22 protein-coding genes are annotated in these 24,806 nt (G+C 73.5%); 10 read left to right on the forward strand and 12 right to left on the reverse strand.

Annotation, left to right across the window (positions count from 1 at the left end):
- Nucleotides 1-5 precede the first annotated feature (5 nt).
- The 4 genes from ACFV9O_RS29190 to ACFV9O_RS29205 all read left to right on the forward strand — a co-directional run bounded on the left by ACFV9O_RS29190 (nt 6) and on the right by ACFV9O_RS29205 (nt 7,431).
- Complete coding sequence (locus ACFV9O_RS29190) at nt 6-1,559, forward strand: alkaline phosphatase D family protein (protein WP_385422972.1); 1,554 nt, start codon at nt 6-8, stop codon at nt 1,557-1,559.
- 118 nt (nt 1,560-1,677) lie between these two features.
- Entirely contained in the window at nt 1,678-3,090 is a 1,413-nt protein-coding gene (locus ACFV9O_RS29195) for an SWIM zinc finger family protein (RefSeq protein ID WP_385422974.1), read from the forward strand.
- Nucleotides 3,087-5,864 (forward strand): DUF6493 family protein, encoded by a 2,778-nt coding sequence (locus tag ACFV9O_RS29200; protein ID WP_385422976.1) that lies wholly within the window; start codon nt 3,087-3,089, stop codon nt 5,862-5,864. Before ACFV9O_RS29195 ends, ACFV9O_RS29200 begins: the two co-directional genes overlap by 4 nt.
- 76 nt (nt 5,865-5,940) lie before the next feature.
- On the forward strand, nt 5,941-7,431 hold the full coding sequence (locus tag ACFV9O_RS29205) for a GNAT family N-acetyltransferase (protein WP_385422978.1): 1,491 nt from the start codon (nt 5,941-5,943) through the stop codon (nt 7,429-7,431).
- On the opposite strand, the gene ACFV9O_RS29210 is transcribed toward ACFV9O_RS29205, so the two are convergent.
- Nucleotides 7,394-8,608, reverse strand: coding sequence for a trans-sulfuration enzyme family protein (locus ACFV9O_RS29210; protein ID WP_385422980.1), 1,215 nt, complete (start codon nt 8,606-8,608; stop codon nt 7,394-7,396). The genes ACFV9O_RS29205 and ACFV9O_RS29210 overlap by 38 nt on opposite strands.
- 59 nt (nt 8,609-8,667) lie before the next feature.
- Between ACFV9O_RS29210 and ACFV9O_RS29215 the strand changes: the two genes are divergently transcribed.
- Together ACFV9O_RS29215 and ACFV9O_RS29220 are read left to right on the forward strand one after the other, a co-directional pair.
- Complete coding sequence (locus ACFV9O_RS29215; protein ID WP_385422982.1) at nt 8,668-9,144, forward strand: Lrp/AsnC family transcriptional regulator; 477 nt, start codon at nt 8,668-8,670, stop codon at nt 9,142-9,144.
- An 82-nt stretch (nt 9,145-9,226) separates the two neighbouring features.
- Nucleotides 9,227-10,927, forward strand: coding sequence for a DUF885 domain-containing protein (locus tag ACFV9O_RS29220; RefSeq protein ID WP_385422984.1), 1,701 nt, complete (start codon nt 9,227-9,229; stop codon nt 10,925-10,927).
- Between the two features lie 286 nt (nt 10,928-11,213).
- Here ACFV9O_RS29220 and ACFV9O_RS29225 read toward each other — a convergent pair whose 3' ends face one another.
- The gene (locus ACFV9O_RS29225; RefSeq protein ID WP_385422986.1) at nt 11,214-11,696 is read right to left on the reverse strand and encodes a rhodanese-like domain-containing protein; all 483 of its coding nucleotides are present in this window, start codon (nt 11,694-11,696) and stop codon (nt 11,214-11,216) included.
- Between the two features lie 94 nt (nt 11,697-11,790).
- On the opposite strand from ACFV9O_RS29225, the gene ACFV9O_RS29230 reads away from it, so the two are divergent.
- A complete protein-coding gene (locus ACFV9O_RS29230; RefSeq protein WP_385422988.1) occupies nt 11,791-12,237 on the forward strand; it encodes an Lrp/AsnC family transcriptional regulator in 447 nt (148 codons plus the stop codon).
- Here ACFV9O_RS29230 and ACFV9O_RS29235 read toward each other — a convergent pair.
- From ACFV9O_RS29235 to ACFV9O_RS29245, 3 genes are all read right to left on the reverse strand, one after another.
- On the reverse strand, nt 12,227-15,334 hold the full coding sequence (locus ACFV9O_RS29235) for an AAA family ATPase (protein WP_385422990.1): 3,108 nt from the start codon (nt 15,332-15,334) through the stop codon (nt 12,227-12,229). The two genes, ACFV9O_RS29230 and ACFV9O_RS29235, sit on opposite strands and share 11 nt — an antisense overlap.
- Nucleotides 15,331-16,497, reverse strand: a complete 1,167-nt coding sequence (locus tag ACFV9O_RS29240) for an exonuclease SbcCD subunit D (RefSeq protein ID WP_385422992.1) — start codon at nt 16,495-16,497, stop codon at nt 15,331-15,333. The genes ACFV9O_RS29235 and ACFV9O_RS29240 overlap by 4 nt, the downstream gene beginning before the upstream one ends.
- 696 nt (nt 16,498-17,193) lie before the next feature.
- Complete coding sequence (locus ACFV9O_RS29245) at nt 17,194-17,820, reverse strand: YigZ family protein (protein ID WP_385422994.1); 627 nt, start codon at nt 17,818-17,820, stop codon at nt 17,194-17,196.
- 59 nt (nt 17,821-17,879) lie between these two features.
- On the opposite strand from ACFV9O_RS29245, the gene ACFV9O_RS29250 reads away from it, so the two are divergent.
- A complete protein-coding gene (locus ACFV9O_RS29250; protein WP_385422996.1) occupies nt 17,880-18,287 on the forward strand; it encodes a CoA-binding protein in 408 nt (135 codons plus the stop codon).
- A gap of 35 nt (nt 18,288-18,322) precedes the next feature.
- On the opposite strand, the gene ACFV9O_RS29255 is transcribed toward ACFV9O_RS29250, so the two are convergent.
- On the reverse strand, nt 18,323-18,880 hold the full coding sequence (locus ACFV9O_RS29255) for a YbaK/EbsC family protein (protein ID WP_385422998.1): 558 nt from the start codon (nt 18,878-18,880) through the stop codon (nt 18,323-18,325).
- Nucleotides 18,881-18,924: 44 nt separating this feature from the next.
- On the reverse strand, nt 18,925-19,497 hold the full coding sequence (locus tag ACFV9O_RS29260; RefSeq protein ID WP_385423000.1) for a helix-turn-helix domain-containing protein: 573 nt from the start codon (nt 19,495-19,497) through the stop codon (nt 18,925-18,927).
- Between the two features lie 92 nt (nt 19,498-19,589).
- On the opposite strand from ACFV9O_RS29260, the gene ACFV9O_RS29265 reads away from it, so the two are divergent.
- Nucleotides 19,590-20,462: an EamA family transporter gene (locus ACFV9O_RS29265; RefSeq protein ID WP_385423025.1), complete on the forward strand. Its 873-nt coding sequence runs from the start codon at nt 19,590-19,592 to the stop codon at nt 20,460-20,462.
- Nucleotides 20,463-20,603: 141 nt separating this feature from the next.
- Here the strand turns inward: ACFV9O_RS29265 and ACFV9O_RS29270 are convergent, their stop codons facing one another.
- Entirely contained in the window at nt 20,604-21,347 is a 744-nt protein-coding gene (locus tag ACFV9O_RS29270) for an acyltransferase (RefSeq protein ID WP_385423002.1), read from the reverse strand.
- Between the two features lie 105 nt (nt 21,348-21,452).
- On the opposite strand from ACFV9O_RS29270, the gene ACFV9O_RS29275 reads away from it, so the two are divergent.
- Complete coding sequence (locus ACFV9O_RS29275; RefSeq protein ID WP_385423004.1) at nt 21,453-22,679, forward strand: aromatic acid exporter family protein; 1,227 nt, start codon at nt 21,453-21,455, stop codon at nt 22,677-22,679.
- A gap of 119 nt (nt 22,680-22,798) precedes the next feature.
- Here ACFV9O_RS29275 and ACFV9O_RS29280 read toward each other — a convergent pair whose 3' ends face one another.
- The 4 genes from ACFV9O_RS29280 to ACFV9O_RS29295 all read right to left on the reverse strand — a co-directional run bounded on the left by ACFV9O_RS29280 (nt 22,799) and on the right by ACFV9O_RS29295 (nt 24,642).
- Complete coding sequence (locus ACFV9O_RS29280; RefSeq protein WP_385423006.1) at nt 22,799-22,972, reverse strand: CsbD family protein; 174 nt, start codon at nt 22,970-22,972, stop codon at nt 22,799-22,801.
- 130 nt (nt 22,973-23,102) lie between these two features.
- Entirely contained in the window at nt 23,103-23,270 is a 168-nt protein-coding gene (locus ACFV9O_RS29285) for a hypothetical protein (RefSeq protein ID WP_385423008.1), read from the reverse strand.
- Between the two features lie 97 nt (nt 23,271-23,367).
- Nucleotides 23,368-23,904: a gamma carbonic anhydrase family protein gene (locus ACFV9O_RS29290; RefSeq protein WP_385423010.1), complete on the reverse strand. Its 537-nt coding sequence runs from the start codon at nt 23,902-23,904 to the stop codon at nt 23,368-23,370.
- Between the two features lie 45 nt (nt 23,905-23,949).
- On the reverse strand, nt 23,950-24,642 hold the full coding sequence (locus ACFV9O_RS29295; RefSeq protein ID WP_385423012.1) for a DedA family protein: 693 nt from the start codon (nt 24,640-24,642) through the stop codon (nt 23,950-23,952).
- Nucleotides 24,643-24,806 lie beyond the last annotated feature (164 nt).

The raw sequence follows: 24,806 nt of genomic DNA on the forward strand, positions 1-24,806 counted from the left end.
CTCCGATGTCGTACAACCGCCGTGCCGTCCTGCGCGGTTCGCTCGCCGCGTCGGCGGCGCTCACGCTCGGGGCGGCGGCCCCGGCCCAGGTCCTGCGCGGCAGGCCGAGCGCCGGCTGGGGCGTCCAGACCGGTGATGTGACGTCGTCGTCCGGTCTCGTGTGGGTGCGGTCCGACCGGCCCGCACGGATGATCGTGGAGACGTCGGCGAGCGACTCGTTCCGCCGTACGCACCGATGGCACGGCCCGCTCCTCGGCCCCGGCACGGACTTCACCGGGACGACCGCCCTGCGCGGACTGCCGGCGGGCGAGCAGATCCACTACCGGGTGACGCTCGCCGACCCCGACGACCCGCGCCGCGCCGGGGAGCCCGTGTACGGGACGTTCCGCACCGCCCCCGGCCTGCGCCGGCCGTCCGGCGTGCGGTTCCTGTGGTCGGGCGACATCGCCGGGCAGGGCTGGGGCATCAACCCCGACATCGGCGGCTTCCGTGCCTACGAGGAGATGCGGCGGCTCGACCCGGACTTCTTCCTGTGCAGCGGGGACACGGTCTACGCGGACGGGCCGCTCGCCCCGAGCGTGACGCTGCCCGACGGACGGGTGTGGCGCAACGTCACCGTCGAGGAGAAGTCGAAGGTCGCCGAGACACTCGCCGAGTACCGCGGGAACTTCCGCTACAACCTGCTCGACGACAACGTCCGCCGGTTCAACGCACAGGTCCCGACGGTTGTGCAGTGGGACGACCACGAGGTGCGCAACAACTGGTACCCCGGGCAGCTCCTCGACGACGCGCGCTACACCGAGAAGGACGCGGACGTGCTGGCCGGGCGCGCGCTGAGGGCGTTCAGCGAGTACTTCCCCGTGTCGACGCTGCCCGTGGGCGGCCGCGAGGGGCGGATGCACCGCGTCGTGCGCTACGGGCCCCTGCTGGACGTGTTCGTCCTGGACATGCGCTCCTACCGGAACGCCAACTCCCCCGGCCGGCAGGCCGATGACACGACCGGCATCCTGGGCGCTGAGCAGCTGGCCTGGCTCAAGCGTGAGCTGTCGCGGTCGCGCGCGGTGTGGAAGGTGCTCGCGGCGGACATGCCGCTCGGACTCGTCGTCCCGGACGGCGCCACGAACGTCGAGGCGGTCGCGCAGGGCGATCCGGGTGTGCCGCTCGGGCGCGAGCTGCAGATCGCTGACCTGCTGCGGTTCATCAAGCGCCGGCGGATCACCGGCACCCTGTGGCTCACCGCGGACGTCCACCACACCTCGGCACAGCACTACGCGCCGGAGCGGGCGGCGTTCAAGGACTTCGCCCCCTTCTGGGAGTTCGTGTCCGGACCGCTCGCGGCGGGCGGGTTCCCGGCGAACGCGCTGGACGGGACGTTCGGGCCGGAGCGGGTGTTCGTACGGGCGCCCGAGCGCGCCAATGTCTCGCCGATGGAGTCGCCGCAGTACTTCGGCGAGGTCGACATCGACGGCGGGAGCGGGGAGTTGACGGTGCGCCTGCGGGCGGAGGGCGGAATGGTGCTCTTCAGCAAGGTGCTGCAGCCGGGGCGCGTGGGGCAGTAGCCGCTCGCGCGCCCAGGGCGGCCCGGGTATCCCGCAGGCCCGGGGTGCCTACCCGGGCCGCGGGGCCGGGTGTGGACGCCCGGGGCCGTTGTCAGTGGCGGCACCTACCGTCCTGCACATGACGCGATCCGTACAGGCATTCGCCTATTCCCGTCCGTCCGCCCTGGAGTCCGCAGGGAGTGGCCGGCTGCTCGGTCTCGAGACCGCCGGTGGGCTGACGCCCACCGGCGCGGAGGCCCATCCCCGCTTCTTCTCCGGCTTTCTGACGTCGCCCCAGAGCGCGGCCCGCGGGCTGCTCGCCGTGGCGGACGTGGCGGCCGCGCGCTACTACCAGCGCGACCTGCGCGCCTCGCTCGATCCGGTGGTGACGGGGAACGGGGACCGGCTCCGGTTCGAGTCGTTCTCCGGATGCTGCGGGGTGTACGCACGCCTCGATGTGCTCCAGGAGGGGCTCGACGGCGGCGAGACCGGCCACGGCACGACGAACGTCGATGTCAACAATCCGCTGCGGGAGGCGCTTTCACGGCTCGGCGGGGACGATCCGCTGCATCTCCGGGTCGGCCCCGACGAGCTCGCGGTGACCACGCTGGACGGTGCCGTCGTGGAGAAGAAGGTGCCGCTCCCCGACCGCTGGCTGCGCGGGTTCGCGGAGGCGCAGGTGGTCTCCGCCGGGTTCGATCTGCGGGCCGAGCTGACCGCGGCCGAGGCGGTGCGGTTCCTGCGCTCGCTGCCCCGCTCGTCGGGCAGCGCCTCGCGGGGTGCGATGTGGGTCGTCCCTGCGGGCAGGACGCTGCGGCCGACGACCCGGCCGGTCCCCGGGGCCGTGTGCCTGCCGGGGCCGGAGCGGCTGGCGGCGTTGCAGCGGGTGCTGCGCCAGGCGACGGGGCTGCGGGTGTACGGGCCGCCGGTGACCGGCGGTGCCGCCACGGCGAGCGCGTGGGAGGTGACGCTTCCGGGCATGCGGCTGACGCTCACGCTGTCGCCGGAGGCGGCCCGCGGGTTCTCGGGGGAGGGCGGGGTGCTGGAGGCGCTGGCCACGGACGAGGCCGCCGAGGACGCGGAGCTGGTGTCCGTGCTGCTGGCCTGGGAGCCCCGGATCGACCAGGCCGACCTCGCCAGGCAGTCGGGCCTCACGGTCGCGCGGGTCCGGGCCGCGCTCACCCGGCTCGGCACCGCGGGCCGGGTGGGGTACGACATCGCGGACGCCGCGTACTTCCACCGGGAGCTGCCGTACGACGCGGACCGCGCGGAGCGGCACAATCCGCGCCTGGTCGCGGCGCGCGCGCTGGTCTCTGCGGGTGCGGTGCGGATCGACGGGGCGCGCGCGATGGTCGCATCGGGCGAACGGCGCTACCAGGTGCGGGACACGGGCGGGGCGCTGAGCTGCACCTGCCAGTGGTGGGCCGACTACCGGGGCACGCGCGGCCCGTGCAAGCACGCGTTGGCCGTCCGGATCACGAAGCGGGGTGCCGCGCCGCACGGCGCGGCCGACGATGGCGCGACCGCCACGGTCGCGGGAGGTACGCGATGACCAATACGAAGGAGCTGCTCGAAGCCGTGCGGCAGGGCCGGGCCCACGAGGTTCCGGGCCTGCTGAAGCCCATGGCGGCGGCCGAACGCCGCGCGGCGCTGGCCGGGTTGAAGGAGCTGCGCCGCGAGGTGCGCGGCTGGGGCTGGGAGCGCCGGCAGGAGCAGGGCGCGGTGCAGCGCGCCCTGCTGGTGGCGGGCGCCGGCTGCCACACGGGCGCGGCCGCCGCTGCAACCTGGATCGGAGGGCGCGAGCTGCGCGACTGGCGGCCGCTGCCGGGCACCGACCTGCTCGATGTCCTGGCCGACCGGGATCCGGCGTGGCTGGGCGACGTCGCGCACCGGCTCGCGGCCCGGGCCGCCACGGCCGCGGAGGACTACCCGTTCATCGCGGATCTGGTGCGGCTCGCCAAGTGCCCCGTGCCGACGACGGACGCCTTCGTGCACGGCTGGGCGGAGTCGCTGATCGAGGCCAGGCCGTCGCACGCCTCCCGGGCCACGCTGCCGCTCGCGCTGCGCAGCGACCCGCATGTGCGGGAGCTGGTGCCGCGTCTGTTCGAGACGGTGGAGCCCGCCCCCGCCCTGTCCTGGTACGGCGATCCGGAGGCGCCGAACCACTGGCCGTCGGCGCTCGCCGGGCTGGCGGAGGACGGGGTGGTCGACCGGTCCGTGCTCGTCGACGGGTGCGTGGCCCGGCTGGTGCGCGGGGGCCGTCCCGCGGACCTGCGGTTCTTCCTGATCGTGCTCAAGCGGCTCGCGCTGACGCCGGCCGAGGAGCATGAGCGGGCGGCGGACTGGATCGCGATGGCGGCCGACGCGCCCTCGTCGCCGGCCGGTCACGCCCAGGAGGTGCTCGCCCGGCTCGCCGGGTCCGGTGGGCTGACGGCGGGGCAGCTGGCGGAGATGTCCGCCGCGGTGCTGTTCCGTCCGGAGAAGAAGCTGGTGCGGGCCCAGCTCGTGCTGATCGGCAAGGTGCTGCGGCGGGATCCGGCGGCCGCGGGCGATCTGCTGCCTGTGGTGGCCGAGGTGTTCGGGCACGAGGACACCGGGATCCAGGAGCGGGCGCTGAAGCTGGTGGGCCGGCACATCCGTGCCGGACGGGGCGGGCGGGGCAAGCGGGACGAGCGGGAGAGCCAGGGTGTGGATGCCACCCTCCGGTCGGAACTGGCCGGCTTCACGGGCCTGTTGAGTCCGGTGCACCGGGCCCTCGCCGCCGAGCTGTTCGGCGAGGCCGTGGAGGCGGACGATTCCGCCCCGTACGAGGAGACCCTGCCGCCGGTGTCCGAGCCCGTGCGGACGGCGCCCGCGCCGGGCACCGTCGAGGAGACCGTGGAACTCACGGTCGCGCTGATCACGTCGCGCTCCGCTTCGGTGGCGGAGTTCGAGCGCGCGCTCGACGGCCTGGTGCGGCACGCCCACCGGGACCGAGCAGCGCTGGCAGCGGCACTGCGCCCCGCACTGGCGGACCGCTGGTGGCTCGACGAGGAGTCGGGTGGCGACGCCTCGGACCTGCCGTCCGCCGAGCGGTTCGACGGCATGGAGATCGTCGCGGCAGCCGTGCTGGACCGGGTGTCGGTGCGCAGCCTGCGCGACGGCCGGATCCGCGGCGGTGCGACCGCGGGCTGCGTCCATCAGGCGCTGGACGCGGTGGTCACCGACAGGCTGCGGGAGATCGCGTACCGCGTCCGGACCCGGCCACTGCCGTTCCTGCTCGCCACGCCGACCTGGGAGAACGGCGCGCTGGACGCGGGCGGGCTGGTCGAGCGGCTGAGCGCGTACCAACGGCTGTGCGCGGACCCGGCGCCGAGTGACGTCGCCCAGGCCCTACTGCGCGTCCGCCGGACCGGGAGCGGCACGGCCGCCTCCGCGGCGGCGGCCACGGCGCTCGGCACGCGGGAGGGCGAGCGGCTCGCCGCCTGGCTCACCGCGGACGGCGATGCGGCGCCGCTGGTGCGTCGCGTCCACGAGCCCAACGCCCAGGCCCGGCCGCACTGGTGGGACCGGACACGCGAGGCCGTGCGCCACATCGTGCTGGAGACGAGGGAACGTCTCGTGCTCCAGCGCGACTTCCCGCAGGCCTTCCACCGGCTCGGGCGCCCGTACTCCGGCTCGGGCCGCTGCTATCACTGGTCCGCGCTGGAGGATCAGCGGTTCGCGGTGCTGCCGGGGGACCGCGACACACTGGCCGCCTGGACACTGCCCGAGGTGACGGCGTGCGCCACCGCCGAGGAGCGGGGCAACGCGTCGCTGCTGCCGCGCCTGGTCGAATGCGGCGGCCCCGCCGGTGAGGCCATGCACCTGGCCGTCGCGTGCGGGCTCGGGGCGCGGCATGCCGAGGACCGGCTCGCGGCGGTGGACGCGCTGCTCGTGCTCGCCGCCCGCGGTGAGCTGGACGGCGGCCGGCTGGGCCGCGACGTGGCCGAGCTGCTGCGGCTCGGCACGGTCAAGCCCAACCGGCTTGCGGATGCGGCGCGTACGGCGGCCGCGACCGGTGCGTACGCGACGACGTGGTCGGTGCTGGGCGCGGTCCTGCCCGGTCTGCTGAACGCCGGTGATCCCCCGCGCGGGACGGGCGAGATACTGGCCGTGGCCGCCGACTGCGTGGAGCGGTGCGGTGCGGCCGTGGAGCCGGCCGGCGTCGCCGGGCCCGCCGGGCTCGCGGAGCTGGCCGCCCGAGGCGGCTCCTCCCGGCTGGTGGCCCAGGCCAAGCGGCTTCTGACCGCGATCCGTCAGAGCCATGATCAACCAAGGACGCAAATTGCTAAATACAGCCGATAACCTGCTAGATCCATGCTTAACCAGTCAGTCACAAAGCGTTCGTGATCACGCAACACCGCTCGGTCACAGTGATTCCATGACTGAAGTGACGAACACGAAGCGCGCCCGCCGCCGGCACCACTGGCGGCGGGACCTTGTCGAGCTGGCCGCCCTGTTCACCGCCGTCGCCGTCGCCGACGCGGTGGCGAACATGATCGCCCACGGTCCCGACGGCCCGTATCTGCTCGTCGCCTCCGCCATCGCGCTGATCGCCACGGCCGCGTTCCACACATGGTGGGCACACCGCCACGGCCATGCGCCCCCCACCGCCGATACCGGCGGTCCCGGGGCCACCGGCTCCGGGACCGCCCGCTTCGCCGGCACGTCCGCCACCGGCAGCGGCGCGTCGGGCGCCGCCGGCGGTTCGGCCGGGCCGCGAGAGACGGCGCTGTGGCGGATGCGGACGACGGTACGGGACGAGCCCGGCAGTCTCGCCGCGCTGTGCACGGCCCTCGCCCGGCACGACGTGGACATCCTCACCCTCCAGACGCACCCGCTGGCGGACGGCACCGTCGACGAGTTCCTGCTCCGGGCGCCCGCGGCGCTGCAGGCGCAGGAGATCACCCGTGAGGTCTCGGCCGCGGGCGGCAGCAGCACCTGGATCGAGCGGGCCGACGCCCATGACCTGGTGGACACCCCGACCCGGCTGCTCGGACTCGCCACGCGCACCGCGCTCGATGCCGCCGAACTGCCCCTCGCACTACGCCAGTTGCTCGGCCGGTGCACGATCCACTCGCTGCCCGCCGTCAACCTCGCGGGCCGGTCGACCGGTGAGCCCGCCCCCGTCGAGGGCGTGCTGGACGAGACCGTGATGCGGCTGCGCGATCCGAACGGCGGCACGATCACGGTCGAGCGGCCCTATCTGCCGTTCACGCCCACCGAGTTCGCCCGCGCCCGCGCGCTCGTCGAGCTCGACGCCCGGCTCGGCCCGCGCATTCCGCGCAGCCAGGACGTGCTGACCCTCCCCGAGGGCAACGAGATCACCGTGCGCCGCGCCGACCGGAGCGACGTCGCCGCCGCCCGGGCGATGCACGACCGCTGCTCGGCGCGCACCCTGAGCCTGCGCTACCACGGCCCGGTCGTCGACGCGGACCGGTATCTGAACCATCTGCTCAGCCCCCGCTTCGGACGCACGCTCGCCGTCGAGACGGCCACCGGCCGGCTCGTCGCCCTGGGCCATCTGCTGTGGGACGGCGACGAGACCGAGGTCGCGCTCCTCGTCGAGGACGAGTGGCAGCGCCGCGGCATCGGCTCCGAGCTGCTGGGCCGGCTGGTCGCGATGGCCGTCGAGGCGGGATGCGAGAGCGTGTACGCCGTGACGCAGGCGTCCAACACGGGCATGGTCGCGGCCATGCGCGGGCTCGGCCTCCCGCTCGACTACCAGATCGAGGAGGGCACCCTGGTGATCACCGCCCGGCTGGGCGCGACACCCGTGGTGTCACGGGTGCCGTACGAGATCCCTCAGGGCCTGCCCCGTGAGCTCCCGCGGATCACGCCGCTCCGGCACGGGCGCGACGAGCAGGGGTAGGGGCCGGACGCCCCCCACTGCTCAGCGCCTCGCACAGATCCGCCCAGAGATCCTCCACGTCCTCGAGGCCGACCGACATGCGCAGCAGCCGGTCGCTGACGCCCGCGGCACGCCGGTCTCCCTCGGCCACGATCCGGTGGCTGATGGAGGCCGGGTGCTGGATCAGGGTGTCCACACTGCCGAGGCTCACGGCGGGCGTGATCAGCTTGACGCCCGCGATCACATCGCGCGGCTCGCCGTACACCTCGAAGGAGACCATCGCGCCGCCGATCTCCGGGTAGTGGACCCGGGCGACGCGCGGGTCGGCGGCGAGCCGCCGGGCCAGCTCGGCGGCGGTCGCCGATGCCGCCCGGACGCGTACCGGAAGCGTGGCCAGGCCCCGCAGCAGCAGATAGCCGGCCATCGGGTGGAGCACCCCGCCGGTGGCGAAGCGCACCTGGCGCAGGGCGGCCGCGAACTCGTCGTCGCAGGCCACGACCCCGCCCATCACATCACCGTGCCCGCCCAGGTACTTGGTCGCGCTGTGCAGCACGATCCGGGCGCCGAGTTCCACGGGGCGCTGCAGGACGGGGGTGGCGAAGGTGCTGTCCACCAGCAGCGGCACCGAGCCGCATGCGTGGGCGAGTGCCTTGATGTCGGTCTCTGCGAGGGTCGGGTTGGCCGGCGTCTCGACCATCACCAGTCCGGTGTCCGGCCGGATCGCGTCCGCGACGCCCGCCGGGTCGGTCCAGGTGACCTCGGTGCCGAGCAGTCCGCCCTCCAGCAGATGGTCACTGCATCCGTAGAGCGGACGGACCGCGACGACGTGGCGCAGCCCCAGGGAGGCCCTGACCAGCAGCACCGCGGTCAGCGCCGCCATTCCGCTGGCGAAGGCCACCGCGTCGTCCGACCCCTCGAGCCGGGCCAGTGCGGTCTCGAAGCGGGCCGTCGTGGGATTGTCGAGCCTGGCGTAGACGGGAGGCCCGTCCAGCCGGCCCCCGCTCGCGGCGAAGGCGTCGATGCGTGCGGCCTCCGCGGCCACGTCGCGCGAGGGGTAGGTGGTGGACAGGTCGATCGGTGCGGCGTGCAGGCCCAGCTCCACGAGATCCTCGCGGCCTGCGTGCACGGCTTCGGTGGCGAGCGCCCTGGTGGCCGGGGTGGTGGCGGGGACGGGGGCGGTCGAGGCGGCGTAGTCCATGGCCGCACTCTGAACAATTACCGGGCAGTATCGCGATTGCTCCGTGTTACGTTCGGGCCATGGCCGAATCCGTCGTTCTCGACCCGGTGGATCTGCACATACTGCGCGTTCTGCAGAACGACGCCCGGACCACCTACCGGGAGGTGGCCGCCGAGGTGGGCGTCGCTGCCTCGACCTGCCTGGACCGGGTCGCCCGGCTGCGCCGCAGCGGCGTGATCCTGGGCCATCAGCTCCGCATCGATCCGGCCAAACTCGGCAGGGGGCTTGAAGCGCTCCTTTCGGTTCAGGTACGCCCCCACCGCAGGGACCTGATCGGTCCGTTCGTCGAGCGGGTGCGGGCCCTGCCCGAGTCGCGTGCGCTCTTCCATCTGACCGGCCCCGACGACTATCTCGTGCACGTGGCCGTCGCTGACGCGGCGGATCTTCAGCGGCTGGTGCTCGACGAGTTCACCTCGCGGCCCGAAGTCGCCCGGGTGGAGACCCGGTTGATCTTCCAGCACTGGGACTGCGGCCCACTGCTTCCACCGGCCGCCTGAGGCCCCCACGCAGGCTCGTTTGTCAGCCGACCGGGATCCGACGGTGGTGACGAGGGCCCCTCGCTCACGCGAGGATGAGCGCATGCCAGAGACACCGAGCAGCGCGCTGCCCCGCCAGGTCGCCGACGCCTACGTCGACGCACTCATCGACCTCGATCCGATCACCGGTACCTACCTGGGGGTCCCGGAGAGCGCCGGCCGCCTCCCCGACTTCTCCCCGGCCGGCCAGGAGGCCGTGGCCGATCTCGCCCGCGAGACGCTGCAGCGCCTCGACGAGGCGGAGCGGCAGCCCGGCGCCGGTTCGGATGCCGAACGGCGCTGCGGGCGCCTCCTGCGCGAGCGGCTCACTGCCGAACTGGCCGTGCACGACGCGGAAGAGGGGCTGCGCACGGTCAGCAACCTGCGCTCCCCCGCGCACTCCGTGCGCAATGTCTTCACCTTGATGCCGACGGAATCGAAGACGGACTGGGCCACGATCGCCGAGCGGCTGCGCGCGGTCCCCGACGCCCTGGCCGGTTACCGGGAATCGCTCGCGCTCGGGCTCGAGCGCAAGCTGCCCGCCGGTCCGCGGGCCACGGCGGCCTTCATCGGACAGCTCGACGAGTGGTCGGGAGCGGCCGGCCCCGACGGTCAGGGGCAGAGCTGGTTCCATGAGTTCGTCGCCCCGGGCCCGGACGAGCTGCGCGCCGAGCTGGACAGTGCGGCGCTCGCGGCCACGGCGGCGGTCACCGGGCTGCGCGACTGGATGCGCGACGTCTACGCCCCCGCGGTGGAGTCCGCGCCCGACACGGTGGGCCGTGAGCGGTACGCGCGCTGGGTGCGCTATTTCAACGGCACCGAACTCGACCTCGACGAGGCGTACGCGTACGGCTGGGCCGAATACCACCGGCTGCTCGGCGAGATGAAGACCGAGGCCGACAAGATCCTTCCGGGCTCGGGCCCCTGGGAGGCGCTCGCCCACCTCGATGAGCACGGCACGCACATCGAGGGCGTCGAGGAGGTCCGGGTCTGGCTGCAGGGCCTGATGGACGAGGCGGTCGAGGCACTGGACGGTACGCACTTCGAACTCGCGGAGCGGGTACGGAGGGTGGAGTCCCGCATCGCCCCGGCCGGCAGTGCGGCCGCGCCGTACTACACCGGACCGTCCGAGGACTTCTCCCGGCCGGGCCGGACCTGGCTGCCGACGATGGGCGAGACGCGCTTCCCGGTGTACGACCTGGTCTCCACCTGGTACCACGAGGGCGTGCCCGGTCACCATCTCCAGATCGCCCAGTGGGTGCACGTCGCCGACCAGCTGTCCCGCTACCAGGCGACCATCGGCGGGGTCAGCGCCAACGCCGAGGGGTGGGCGCTGTACGCGGAGCGGCTGATGGACGAGCTCGGCTTCCTGCCCGACCCGGAGCGCCGGATCGGCTATCTCGACGCGCAGATGATGCGGGCGTGCCGGGTCATCGTGGACATCGGCATGCACGTGGAGCTGGAGATCCCGGGCGACTCACCGTTCCACCCGGGCGAGCGGTGGACGCCTGAGCTGGCGCAGGAGTTCTTCGGCAGCCACAGCGGGCGGCCGGCGGACTTCGTCGAGAGCGAGCTGACCCGCTACCTCTCCATGCCGGCCCAGGCGATCGGCTACAAGCTCGGCGAGCGTGCCTGGCTGCGGGGCCGCGAGGCCGCGCGGGCGGCGCACGGCGACGCCTTCGACGCGAAGGCATGGCACATGGCGGCGCTGTCCCAGGGGCCGCTGGGTCTCGACGACCTGGTCGACGAGCTCTCGAAGCTCTGACCCGGTCCGCTGCGGGGCCGGACCCCACCGGCGCCCGGCCCCGCAAGGCCGGGCGCCGGCCGCGGAGAGGGGGCGGGGGCGCCTGTGGCGGGCCTGTTCCCCTACGCGCCCCTGCCCGGCTGTGTCGATGTGCGGCTCCGCCGCGTGGGGGGGCAGACCCCCGGCCCCCGGCCCCCGGCCCCCGGCAACGTGACCGGTACCGCCTGGTCGGCCCGCGTGTCCGTCCTCGAACGCCGGACGGGCCAAAAACTCAGACCCGGCGGGCCCGGACCGCTCCGTCCCGGTGTCAGCAGCCGCAGGCCCCGCCCGTGACCGGCGCGGTCAGCGGGTCCGGGGTGGCCCGCTGCTCGCCCTGCCAGGTCTCGTACGCGAAGCCCTCCCGTACCCAGTACTCGAAGCCGCCGAGCATCTCCTTGACCTGGTAGCCGAGTTCGGCGAGGGCCAGTGCGGCGCGGGTGGCGCCGTTGCAGCCGGGGCCCCAGCAGTAGGTGACGACCGGCACCGACGGGTCGAGGAGCTCCGCCGCCTGCTCGGGGATCAGGGCGGTGGGCAGATGGATCGCCCCGGGGACGTGGCCCTGGTCCCAGGACTCCGTCGAACGTGAGTCGACCACGACGAATCCGGGGTCGCCTTCGGCGGCGAGCGCGGCGGCCACGTCCGACACGTCGGCGTGGAAGGCCAGACTGGCGGAGAAGTACGCGGCGGCCGCCGCCGGGGAGGCCGGAGGAACGCGGAGCACGGGGTTCGTGGTGAGGTGCGTCGTTGTCATGGCTCCGAAGGTACGGCCGTTGATCGTCTCACTGAAGGGGAAATCCCCGGCGCATCTCTTGATAGACCGGGGAATCCCCTGCTATTTCTCGGGGATGACGGGATATTCACCGGACGCCACGGACTGGCGCATCCTCGACGCCCTGCAGAGCCAGGGCCGGGCCAGCTTCGCCGAGCTGGCCAGAGCCGTTTCGATGTCGCCGAGCGCGGTGACGGAGCGGGTCCGCAGGCTGGAGGAGGCCGGGGTGATCTCGGGGTACACGGCCGTGGTGGACCACGAGCGCCTCGGGCTGCCGGTCCTCGCGTTCGTCCGCCTTCGCTATCCGAACGGCAACTACAAGCCGTTCCACGATCTGCTCGACGCGACGCCCGAGATCCTGGAGGCCCACCATGTGACCGGTGACGACTGCTTCGTGCTCAAGGTCGCCGCCCGGTCGATGAGGCATCTGGAGGAGGTCTCCGGGAAGATCGGCACGCTCGGCTCGGTGACGACGAGCGTCGTGTACTCGTCGCCTCTCCCGCGGCGGGCCGTCAGCCGCTGACCTCTCCGCCCGCGCGCAGCCGTACGGCGGATCCGTGCCGCTCCTTGACCACCTCCAGCTGGGCGGGGATCCGGCGGCGCAGATCGGCGACATGGCTGACGATGCCGACACTGCGGTCGCGCTCGCGGAGCGAGTCGAGGACGTCGAGGACCTCGTCGAGGGTCTGGTCGTCGAGGCTTCCGAAGCCCTCGTCGATGAACAGGGTGTCCAGGCGCACGCCACCGGCCTCGTCGGTCACGACATCGGCGAGGCCGAGAGCGAGGGCAAGGGAGGCGAAGAACGTCTCTCCGCCGGAGAGCGTCGCGGTGTCGCGCTCGCGGCCGGTCCAGGCGTCGACGACGTGCAGGCCGAGTCCGGAGCGCTTGCCGCCGGCACGGGCGTCGGAGTGGACCAGGGTGTAGCGGCCGGACGACATGCGGTGCAGACGGACGGTGGCGGCGGCCGCGACCTGCTCGAGCCGGGCCGCGAGGACGTACGACTCCAGGCGCATCCGGCGGGTGTTGTCGGCGGAGGTGCCCGCGGTGAGTCCCGCGAGCCGGGCGACCCGGTCGTACTCCTCGCGGAGCGGACCGAGGCGGCGCACCTCGGTCGCGGCGTCGCGGGAGAGGCGGGCGAGCTCGGCGCACCGGTCGCGGGCGGCGGCGAGCCCGGACGCGGCATCGCGCAGGGCGCGGTCGGCGTCGTCGTACGCCTGCTGCGCGGCGTACGGGTCCGCGGGCGGGCGCGCGGCTGCGGCCAGGGTCTCCGGCTCGGCGAGCCGGTCGGCGACCGCGGCGGCCTCGCGCTGCCAGGCGTCGAGGCGGTGCTGGAGCTCGCGCTGCGCGTCGTCGTCCAGCAGCGCGGCGGCGGCTTCGGCGGGTGTGTCGTATCCGGCCCGGAAGGCGGCGTCGGCGAGCCGGTCGTCGGCCTCCTTCAGCCGCCGGGCCGTGTCCTCGGCGGCGCGGACGGCTCCGGCGGCCTCGGCGAGCAGCCCGATCCGCCGCTCGAGGAGCGCGGCCCGCTCGGCCACGCTGCCCGCGCCGCCGGTCGCGCGGGTCACCTCGGCGTCCAGCACGGCCTGTTCCCGGTCGAGCACCTCGCGCCGCTCCCGCAGCGCGGCCCCGCGCGTCTCGGCCTCCTGCCGCGCGGCGAGTCGCTCCTCGCGCTCCCGCTCCGCCCGCTCCAGCGCCTCGCGCGCGGCGTGCATCCCCGCGGCAAGCGCATGCGCTTCCCGGTGCTCGCGCTCCAGCTCCTCGACGTCGGCGGCCAGTTCCCGGACCTCGGGGTCGGCGTCGCCCTGTCCGCCAGGTCCGCCGCCGTCGGCGGCCCCGGCCGGCCGGCCGCCGTCGGCCGCGGGTGCCTCGGGCGCCGCGGGTGGCAGTTCGCGGGCGGCCTTGCGTGCCGCCGTGAACGACTCGCGGACGACGGCCAGTTCGCGTTCCGCGTCGGAGCGGGCGGTGTCCGCGCGGGTGTACGTGTCGTAGGCCGCGTCCTCGCGGGCGCGGTCGACGTGGGTGTCGTCGGCCACGGCCGGGGCGGGGTGGTCGGACGAGCCGCAGACGGCGCAGGGGGCGCCCGGCTGCAGGCCGGAGGCGAGCTCCGCGGCGATACCGCGCAGCCGGCGCTCCTTGAGGTCGAGCCAGGACTCGCGGGCGGCACTCGCGCGGTCGCGGGCCGTGCGGAGGGTGTCCTCGATGTCGGCGGCGCGTGCGGCGAGGCGGTCGCGCTCACGGGCGGCGGCCACGCGGCGGCGGGCCGGGTCGAGTCGGCCCGACAGGTGTTCGGCGCGGGTGGCCGCCTCCGCGGCGGCCTCGATCCGGTCCTGGAGGTCGCCTCGTACGGTCTCCCAGCCTGCCAGCCAGGCGTCCGCGTCCTGGAGGAGCTCCTCGTCGGCGCGGGCCTGGCGGTCCAGGCCTGCGCGCTCGCGGGCGAGTTCCGCGCTCCGCCGCTCGGCACGGCGCGCCGCTTCGAGGCCGCCGAGCTCCTGGCGGAGGTCGCCCTCCAGCGTGGAGAGCCGCTCCCCGCCCGCGTCCACGAGCGTCGCGGGCAGCGACGCCCGAGCCCGCTGCCAGGCGTGGTCGGCCGCGCGGTGGTCCCGCTCCGCGTCCTCGCGCATCCGCAGCGCGGGGCCGACGAGTTCGGCCTTGCGGGCGCGGTCCAGCAGGTCCTGGGTCCTGTCCCGCTCGGGCCGACGGGCTTCCAGCTCGTCGGCGCGCCGGCGCGCCTCCGCGTGGCGCTGCTGCAGCCCGGCCAGCTCCCGCTCGTCGTCCAGGGCACGCCGGGCGGCCGCCTGCCGGCTCTCCGCCGCCGACAGGGCGCATCCGGCGATGTCGAGGACTTCGCGCGCGCCCGCGCGGGCCACGGCCGCCCACTCCAGGACGGAGCCGGCGAGTCCCGGGTCCCCGGGCCGGCCGTCGGGGGCGGGCAGGCCGCCGGCCGCGCCGCCCGCCGCCTGGGCCGTCCGGTGGGCGACGGCCAGCAGCCGTTCGTCGCCCTCGCGGACCTGCTGCTCGGCGCCGCGCCGCAGCTCGGCGAGCCGCTCCTCGACCGCGGCGAAACGCCGGGTCTCGAAGAGCCGGCCGAGCAGCCGGCCGCGCGCCTCGGCGTCGGCCCGCAGGAACCGCGCGAAGTCGCCCTGCGGCAGCATCACCACCTGGCAGAACTGCTCCCTGCTCATGCCGACGAGCTGGGTGATCTCCTCGCCGATCTCCTGGTGGGAGCGGCTGAGCGCCTTCCACTCGCCACGCTCGGCGTCGTACTCCCGCAGCCAGCTCTGGGCCTTCTCGGTCGTGAAACCGGTGCCCTTCTTCTTGGGGCGCGTCTGCGCGGGACGCCGTGTGATCTCCAGCCGCCGCCCGCCCACGGTGAGTTCGAGGGACACCTCGGTGTACGTGCCCGCCGCGGCGTGGTCGCTGCGCAGTGACGCGCCGGGGCTCTGCCGCGCTCCCGGCACCGCCCCGTACAGCGCGTAGCAGACGGCGTCGAGGACGGACGTCTTGCCGGCGCCCGTCGGGCCGTGCAGCAGGAACAGCCCGGCCGCGGAGAGCGCGTCGAAGTCGACGTCCTGCCGCCCGCCGAAGGGCCCGAAGGCGGTCATGTCCAGTCGGTGCAGCCTCACCCGGCCACCTCGCGCACCGCCGCGTCCACCCGGACGTCGTCGAAGGCGCCGCGCAGCACGGCACGCTCGCGCTCGTCGGGACCCGCCCCGCCCCGTACGTGTGCCACGAAGTCCTCCGCGATCTGGTGGTCGTCGCGGTCGCGCAGGCGCTCCGCGTACGAGGCGAGCGGGTCCTCGTCGGGCCGCTCGGGGGCGAAGACCAGGCTCAGGGTGTGCGGGAAGCGTTCGGTGAGCCGGGCCATCGGCTCGTCCGGGCGCACGGGGTCGGTGAGCGTCGCCTCGACCCAGGACTGCTCGTGGCGCTCGAGCGCGGGGTCCGCGAGGAGGTCCTCGAGCCGTCCCTGGATACGGGCGAGCGGGCGAGGCACCGGGCAGTCCAGCCGCTCCGCCGCGATCTCGCCGTCCTGTCCGAGATCGACGAGCCACATGCTCTTGCGGTGGCCGGCCTCGGAGAAGGAGTAGGCGAGGGGCGAACCCGCGTACCGCACGCGCTCGTTGATGGTCTGGCAGCCGTGCAGATGCCCGAGGGCCACGTAGTCGACGCCGTCGAAGACCCCATCGGGCACGGCGGCGACGCCCCCGACGGTGATGTCCCGCTCGCTGTCGCTGGGCTCCCCGCCGACGACGAAAGCGTGCGCGAGGACGACGGACCGGGTGCCCGGCGCGCGCCCCGCGAGATCGGCCCGTACCCGCTCCATCGCGGCACCGAGCACGGCCTCGTGCCCGGCCGTCGCCGTCCGGAACTCGTCCCGCACCAGGGCGGGCTCCAGATACGGCAGTCCGTACAGGGCGATGTCGCCGTGCGCGTCGGTGAGCACCACGGGGGTGCCGCAGCCCGCCGGGTCTGTCCGCAGATGGATCCCCGCGCGCCCGATCAGTCCGGCGCCCACGCCGAGGCGGCGCGCCGAGTCATGGTTGCCGGAGATCATCACGGTCGGCACGCCCACCCCGGCGAGCCTGTGCAGCGCGTCGTCGAACAGCTCCACGGCGGCCAGCGACGGCACGGCCCTGTCGTACACGTCCCCTGCCACGAGCACCGCGTCCACGTCGTGCGCGCGCACGGTCTCCACGAGGTGGTCGAGGAACGCGGCCTGGGCATCGAGCAGGCTCACCCGGTGGAACGACCGTCCAAGGTGCCAGTCCGACGTGTGCAGAAATCTCACAAGACGGCTCCGACCTGCATGTTTGCCCTTCTCCGCCCCCAGAACCAGCACCCGTCCAGCACGGAGCCTCGCCACAAGCACCGACCACGCTATCGCCGGCCGGCACCTGATTCCTCACGGACCTCAGTTTTTCACCCGGGTCCGACACACACCCCGGCGGGGCCCCGCGCCCCACGGGCCATGGGGGCAGGCCGGAGCCGCGCCACCGACTGCGCGGCTCCGGCCTGCGGTCCTTCTGCCTCGTGCGCCGTCCCCTGCTACTTCGGGGCGTAGGCCCGGTGGACGGTCTGGACCGTGCGGTTGCCGGCCGCGGACCCTTGACGACGTTGCGGTAGTGGCGCCGGACGGTCAGTTCGATGCCCGCGGGCGGCTGCCCGGTCCCTCGGCGCTGCCTGCAGAGCGGCGGGAGCGCTGTCGAGCGTGACGACGCGTGTGACGGTGGGTCCGGACCGGTCGTCCGTGGCGGCGTTCGCCGGGGCGCCGGACAGGAGGACCGGAAGGAGCAGGAGGGTGGCCACCGCGGGGATCGATTGTCTGTACACGACGGTCGGATCCAAGGCGACGCGCCACGGAACATCAACACGCGCGGCTGTCGGGTTCTCGCCATGGCGGAGTCTCGACATCCGTTTCAGGGGCGGCCGGCGCTCGGCACGCCATGTGCCCGCAGCGCGCGGGCGGCCGATAGCCGGGCGGCCGTCAGGCGTCCCCGTACGCCTCTCCGCCCAGTTCCAGCTCGGCCGTCCCCGCGGTCGTGTTGGCGAGCCACGCCCGGAAGGCCTCGACGTCGGCGTCCGGCAGCCCGATCTCGATGGTCACGGCCTCCCCGTACCGCACGTCCCGCACCGAACGCCCGGTCGCGCGCAGATCGTTCTCCAGCTTGCCCGCCCGCTGGTGGTCCACGGTCACCGTGGCCAGCCGGAAGCGCTTGCGCGTGACGGTGCCGAGCGCGTCGAGCGCCTCGCCGACGGCGCCCCCGTAGGCGCGGATGAGTCCGCCCGCGCCGAGCTTCACGCCGCCGTAGTAGCGCGTGACGACGGCCACGACATAGCGGACCTCACGGCGCATCAGCATCTGCAGCATCGGCACCCCGGCCGTGCCGCCCGGTTCGCCGTCGTCGCTCGCCTTCTGGACCGCGGCGTCGGCGCCGATGACGTACGCGAAGCAGTTGTGGGTCGCGGTCGGGTGCTCCTTGCGGATGCGTGCGACGAAGTCCTGCGCCTCCTGCTCGGTCGCGGCGGGCGCGAGCGCGCAGATGAAGCGCGATCGGTTGATCTCGGTCTCGTGCACGCCCTCACGGGCGACCGTCCGGTACTGCTCCTGCATCCCGCCACCCTATGCGGCGGGACGGGAATGGTCCGCGCGGGCCGTCCGTTGAGCGGGGCATGTACGCAGACGCAGAGACGATCCGGAAGATCCTCACCGAGTCGGGTGACACCTGGGCCGTGGTCGGCCTTTCGAACAACGAGTCCCGCGTGGCCCACGGCGTCGCCAGGGTCCTCCAGCGCTTCGGCAAGCGCATCGTGCCCGTGCACCCGAAGGCCGAGACGGTCCACGGCGAGCAGGGCTACGCCACGCTGGAGGAGATCCCCTTCCCCGTGGACGTCGTGGACGTGTTCGTCAACAGCGGCCTGGCCGGGTCCGTCGCCGACGACGCCGTCGCGAAGGGCGCGAAGGCGGTCTGGTTCCAGCTCGGCGTGATCGACGAAGCGGCGTACGACAGGACCCGCGGGGCCGGGCTCGACATGGTCATGGACCGCTGCCCGGCGATCGAGATCCCGCGTCTGGGCTGACGAGGGAGGCCGGGCGCGGGCGTCCGGCCGGCGGCTCAGGCGACGCCGAGCCCCTCCAGGACCACCGCGCCCGGCAGCCCGGCGAAGACCTTTCCGGGCACGATGAGCTTGCCGCGCCGCCGCCCGCTGCCGATCAGCACCCATTCCGTGTCGACCACGGCGGAGTCCACAAGCAGCGGCCAGCCGGCCGGGAGTCCGATCGGCGTGATGCCGCCGTACTCCATGCCGGTCTCGCCCGTGGCGGTGTCCATCGAGGCGAACGACGCCTTGCGGGCGCCGAGTTGCTTGCGCACGACGCCGTTGACGTCGACGCGGGTCTTCGAGAGGACCAGACAGGCGGCCAGGGTCGACTCGCCGCCGCGCTTGCCGGCCACGACGACGCAGTTCGCCGAGGTGTCGAGGAGGTCGGCGCCGTGGTGCTCGACGAAGGCCGCCGTGTCGGCGATCCGCGGGTCGGTGTCGACGTACAGCAACTGCCCGGCGGGGACGTCTCCGCTCCAGCCGCGCACCGCATCGGCGACGGGCGGCGTGAGCTCGTCGAGGCAGTCCGGGGCGGGCCGTGCGTTGTCGAAGTCTCCGATGGGTGCGCGCATACCCGTCACGCTAACAGCCCTCGGCCGCCCCGCGATTGGGCGTCTCAGCGAGCGGGCGGCACGGCCACGGCCATGGTCATCTCGACCCTCTCCGTGCCGCTGTTGCGGTAGGTGTGCGGCACGTTCGCCTCGAAGGTCGCCGACGTTCCGGCGGGGACCTGGTGGGACTGTCCCTCGATCACGAGCGTGAGTTCGCCCGCGGTGACGTGCAGCAGCTCGACGGTGCCGTCGGGGTGCGGATCGGAAGCGCTCTCGTCCCCGGGCATCAGCGTCCACGCCCACAGCTCGATCGGGCCGCGCGCCTCGGTGCCGACCAGCAGCGTGGTGGAGCTCCCGGCGGGGGTGGACCACATCCGGACGGCCTGCTCCGGCGGTACGAGCTGGACCTGCGGCCCCTGCTCGTAGTCGAGGAGCGTGGTGATGCTGACGCCGAGCGCGTCGGCGAGCTTGACGGTCGTGCCGACGCTGGGGTTCGTGCGGGCCTGCTCGATCTGGATGATCATCCCACGGCTGACCCCGGAGCGGGCGGCGAGGGCGTCGAGCGTGAAGCCCCGCTCGCCGCGCCAGCGCTTGAGGTTACGGGCGAGCGACTGCGTGAGCTGGTCCAGGTCCGACACATTCCGTCCAATATTTTAAATGCTAGAGTTCAGTACGTTGCACTACGGTGTGGTGCACCCGATCGTTCACCGAACTGTACTGCGAGGCCACCATGACCGCCCTGTTCGCCCTGGCCACCAGCCTCCTTTGGGGGCTGGCCGACTTCGGCGGCGGGCTGCTCACGCGGCGTACGCCCGCGCTGACCGTGGTCGTCGTGTCCCAGTCGATCGCGGTGGTCGTGCTCGGCGCGGTCGTGGTCGCGACCGGCGGCTTCGCCGAAGCAGGCCCGCAGCTCTGGTACGCGGTGGCGGCCGGTGTGGTCGGCCCGGTCGCGATGCTCAGCTTCTACAAGGCGCTGGCCCTCGGCCCCATGGGCGTGGTGTCGCCGCTCGGCTCGCTGGGGGTCGTGGTGCCGGTCTCGGTGGGGCTGCTGCTGGGCGACCGGCCCGGGCTGCTGCAGTTCGCGGGCATCGGCGTGGCCGTGGTCGGTGTGCTGCTGGCCGGCGGACCCGAGCTGCGCGGGGCGCCCGTGCAGCGGCAGGCGATCCTGCTGACCCTGCTCGCGGCGTTCGGCTTCGGGTCCGTGATGGCACTGATCTCCGAGGCGTCGACCACGCTCACCGGGCTCTTCCTGGCGCTGTTCGTGCAGCGGGTCACCAATGTCGCGGTGGGCGGCGCCGCGCTGTTCGCCTCGGTGAAGCGGGGCGGCCGGGCACTGCCGTCGGCCGAGGACGGCGGACTGCGGCTCGTCCTGCGCTCGCTGCCCGCGCTGGCGTTCGTCGGACTGGCCGACGTCGCCGCGAACGGTACGTACTCGATCGCCGCGCAGAACGGCCCGGTGACCGTCGCCGCCGTCCTCGCCTCGCTCTACCCGGTGGTGACGGCGCTGGCCGCGCGGGGCGTCCTCAAGGAGCGGCTGCGGGCCGTACAGGCGGCCGGGGCCGGGCTGGCGCTGGTCGGCACGGTGCTGCTGGCGAGCGGCTGACGGGTGCGCCACCGGCCCTCGGCCGGCGGCGCACAGCAAGCAGCTGATCAGGCGACGCCCGGCAAGGCCCCGACCGGCCGGCCTGGCGACGGATGACCCGTCGGCGGACGGCTTGGCGGCGGATGGCTTGGCGGCGGCCGATCAGCTGTCGTCCGGCTCCATCGCCACGAGAGCCCGCAGATCCTCCGGAGTGACGCCCTCAGGAATCGGCACCGGCGCGGGCGTCCGCAGCGGCGGCTGCCAGCCCTGCTCGGGATCCCAGCGGCGTACGACCTTCGCCGGCGCCCCGGCCACCACCGCGTGGTCGGGCACCTCGCCGCGTACGACGGCACCCGCCGCGACCACCACATTGCGGCCGATGCGCGCGCCCGGCAGGATCACCGCGCCCGTGCCCAGCCAGCAGCCGGGGCCGATCTCGACCGGCTCGGCCCGGGGCCACTGCTTGCCGACCGGCTGGTGCGGGTCGTCGTAGCTGTGGTTGGTCGAGGTGATGTAGACGTACGGGCCGCAGTACGTGTCCGACCCGATGGTCACCGTCGTGTCGGCGATGACGTGACTGCCGCGCCCGAGGACGACGCCGTTGCCGAGGGTCAGGATCGGATCGGGCCCGAGGTCGAGATCCGGCATCATGCCCGCGGTCAGCGTCACCTGCTCGCCGATGATGCAGTGGTCACCGAGCTCGATCCACGCCTCGCCGAACACGGTGCCCTGCGGGAACGCGAGCCGGGTGCCGGTGCCGATCCTGCGGAAGCGGAGCTCTCCCGGCGTCTCCGCGGTGACCGCGCCCGCCTCCTGCAGCCAGCGCCGGCCCCGGTGGACGGCCCGGGCGACGACACGGCGCCGCCAGGCGGTCAGCGAGGAGAACGTGTTCCTGTTGTTCGGCACCCGGACACGGTAGTGGTCCGGGGCGTCGCTGATCAGAGCGGTGAGCTGTGATGTTCGCCCTACGGCGGGGCTTCGCACTCGGTCGCGACGGGGAAGGGGAAGAAGGTGTCCGAAGCCACCGAACCACTGCGCGACCTCGTACGGCGTCACCGGGAGCCGGCAGTCGTCCAGACCGTGCGCTCCACCGCCGCCGCCGTCATCTCGTACGTCGTCGCGCTCCAGCTCAGCAGCGAGCCCGCACCGCTCACCGCGCCGCTGACCGCTCTCCTCGTCGTCCAGGTCACGCTCTACTCGACCCTCACCAACGGGATCCGCCGGGTGAACTCGGTCGTCGCGGGCGTGCTCATCGCCATCGGCTTCAGCGCGCTGGTGGGCCTGAGCTGGTGGAGCCTCGGGCTGGTGATCCTGGCGTCCCTGGTGATCGGCCGCTTCGTGAGGGTCGGCGAGTACGTGCCCGAGGTGGCGATCAGCGCGATGCTCGTGCTGGGCGTGACCCAGGTGACCGCGACGGCGTGGGACCGGGTCCTGGAGACGCTGATCGGCGCGGTCGTGGGGCTGCTGTTCAATTTCCTGTTCGTACCGCCCGTGTGGGTGAGCGACGCAAGCGCGGCGATCACCGATCTCGCCGGGCGGATGCAGAAGCTGCTCGCGCACATCTCGGACCAGCTCGGTGAGCACACCCCCGTGGAGCGGGCCGCTGCCCGGCTGCACGAGGCCCGGCGCCTCGACCACGACATCGTGCAGGTGGACGCGGCCCTGCGGCAGGCGGAGGACAGTCTGCGGCTCAACCCCCGGGTCAAGGAGCCGCTGCTCTCCCGGCTCGTGCTGCGCACGGGCCTCGACGCGCTGGAGATCTGTGCGGTGATCCTGCGGGTCTCCTGCCGTACTCTCACGGACCTCGCCAAGACCCGCACCGCCGGAACGTTCTTTCCGCCACCCGTGACCACCGAGCTCCAGGAACTGTTCGGCCATCTTTCCCACGCGATCGGGAGCTTCGCCGAACTGATCACGACGCAGGTCTCCGCGAATGCCGAGGAGGCCGAGTCACGGCTCGCCACGGAGCTGGCCACCGGCCGCGAGTGCCGGAACCGGGTCGCGCGGCTGCTGCTGGACGGCGTCCGCACGGACCCCGAGCACTGGCAGCTGCACGGGGCGCTCCTCGCGGAGGCGGACCGGATCCTGGACGAGCTGGACGTCGAGAAGCGCTCCGAGCGGCTGATCGAGGAGCTCGACCGGCACACCCGCGAGGCGCCCGCGGGCAGGCGCTGGTTCGAGGACCTCAAGCGCCGGGTGCGGGGAAGCGTGCGGCGGGGCGGGAGCGGGGCCGACTGAAGGCGGCCGCCGCTGCGCCGCCAGGGGTACGCGCGGACGACGCGGACGCGTCGAGGCGGCCGTACCCGTGAATGTGCACGGGTACGGCCGCCTCGGTCATACCGGCGGGGCCGGGAGACTTACCGGCCGGACTTCTTCACCCGTTCGGCGGCGCTCTCCACGGTCTCCTGGGTCTTGCCCATCAGCTGCTCGCCACGGCCCTCGGCCTGCATGCGCTTGTCGCCCATGGCCTTGCCCGCGGTTTCCTTCATCTGACCCTTGGCCTGCTTCGCCTTGGCCTTTGCCTTGCCCATGAGGGTGGTCCCTTCACTGTGGGGGGTGGACTGGCGTATCCACCTTGCGCCCATCACCCAGCGTCCGCAATCGGTGACGCCTGGTGCATGATCGGACAAGGCCTCCTCCGTCGGGCGGGACAAGGCCTCCTCAGTCGGGTGGCTCGGGCAGCGGCCGGGTGCCGGGCTCCGGGTCCGGAGGCGGCGCGTCGTCGGGCTCCGGGGCCGGTGCGGGCGGCTGCGGATCGCGCGGCACGGGATCTGGGCCGCTCGCCATGGGCACCGGTCCGTCAGGGGGCGGTTCGTTCGGGGTGGTCATGGCTGAGCCTTTCAAGGTCGCGCCTGTCATCCCTCGCCCGCGGCGACTACCCCGTGCCCCGCAGCCCAATCAGCGGCCGGCGGCGGCGGCCGGCCGGTCAGTCGTCGAGTGCCGCCCGGTGCCCCTTGACCAGCTCCAGGTACATCGCGGCATTGAGCTTGATGCCCTCCCGCTCCTCCTCGGTCAGCTCGCGCCTGACCTTGGCGGGTACGCCCGCGACCAGGGAGCCCGGCGGGACCTGCATGCCCTGGGGGACGAGGGCCTGTGCGGCGACGAGCGAGCCGGCGCCGATGTGCGCGCCGTTCAGGACGGTGGCGCCCATGCCCACGAGGACGTCGTCCTCGACGGTGCAGCCGTGCAGCACGGCGTTGTGTCCGACGGACACGCGCTCGCCGACGGTCACCGGGAAGCCCGGGTCGACGTGCACGGTGCAGTTGTCCTGGATGTTGCTGTCGGCGCCGAGGACGATCGGGCCGCAGTCGGCGCGCAGCACGGTGTGGTACCAGACACTCGCCCCGGCCGCCATCGTGACGTCACCGATGACGACGGACGTGGGCGCGGTGAACGCATCGGGAGCGATCTGCGGTTCCTTCCCTCCCACCCCAGAGATCAGTGCCCGCTCGCGCTGTGCCATCGCCGTCTCCTCACCACGTCATCACGTCATCGCGTCATCACGACGTCAATTCTGCGCCGCGCCCGCGTGCACCGTAGGCGACGCCTCGTCGGCGCCGTCCGCGGGGGCACCGGAGGCCGTGCTCGCGGTGTGGGCGGCCGCCTTCTTCGCGCGGCTCTTGAGGATGAGCATCGAGGTGAGGCCGATCAGCACGGCGAGGACGAGACCGAGCCAGGAGAAGCGCTTGAGCCAGGCCTCGGCGACCACTCCGACGGTGTAGATGACGGCGGTCGTGCCGCCCGCCCAGAGGATGCCGCCGAAGACGTTGGCGATGAGGAACTTCCAGTACGGCATGCGCAGGACACCGGCGAGCGGTCCGGCGAAGATCCGCAGCAGCGCCACGAAACGGCCGAAGAAGACGGCCCACATGCCCCACTTCTCGAAGGACCGCTCGGCCATCGCGATGTTGGCCTCGCTGAAGTGCTTGGGGAACTTCCCGCCGAGCCAGGTCAGCAGCGGGCGACCGCCCTTGCGCCCGATGGCGTAGCCGATCGAGTCGCCGATGATCGCACCGGCCGTGGCGCAGGCACCGAGCACCCACGGGTTGATGTCGCCGTGCTGGGAGGCGAGCAGCGCGGAACTGACGAGGACGATCTCGCCCGGCAGCGGGATGCCGAGGCTCTCGAGGCCGATGACCACGCCCACCAGGACGTAGATGCTCACCGCGGGGACGGTCTCGAGCCACTCCTGGACGTGCAACGCCGGTTCCTCCCGTTGTCGTCGGCTCTGGCCCGTGGTCGTCGTCGAGCCCAGCTGCCCGGGGTGCGACGGGAAAAGAAAAAACAAAGAAAACCACCCCGGCTGCAAAGCACGTCAGGGCGAGAGAACAAAACCAACCCCCCCCCCCCCCCAAAGAGGAGGGG

The organism is Streptomyces sp. NPDC059909, assembly GCF_042730885.1.
In the GTDB taxonomy this organism is placed as follows: Bacteria; Actinomycetota; Actinomycetes; order Streptomycetales; family Streptomycetaceae; genus Streptomyces.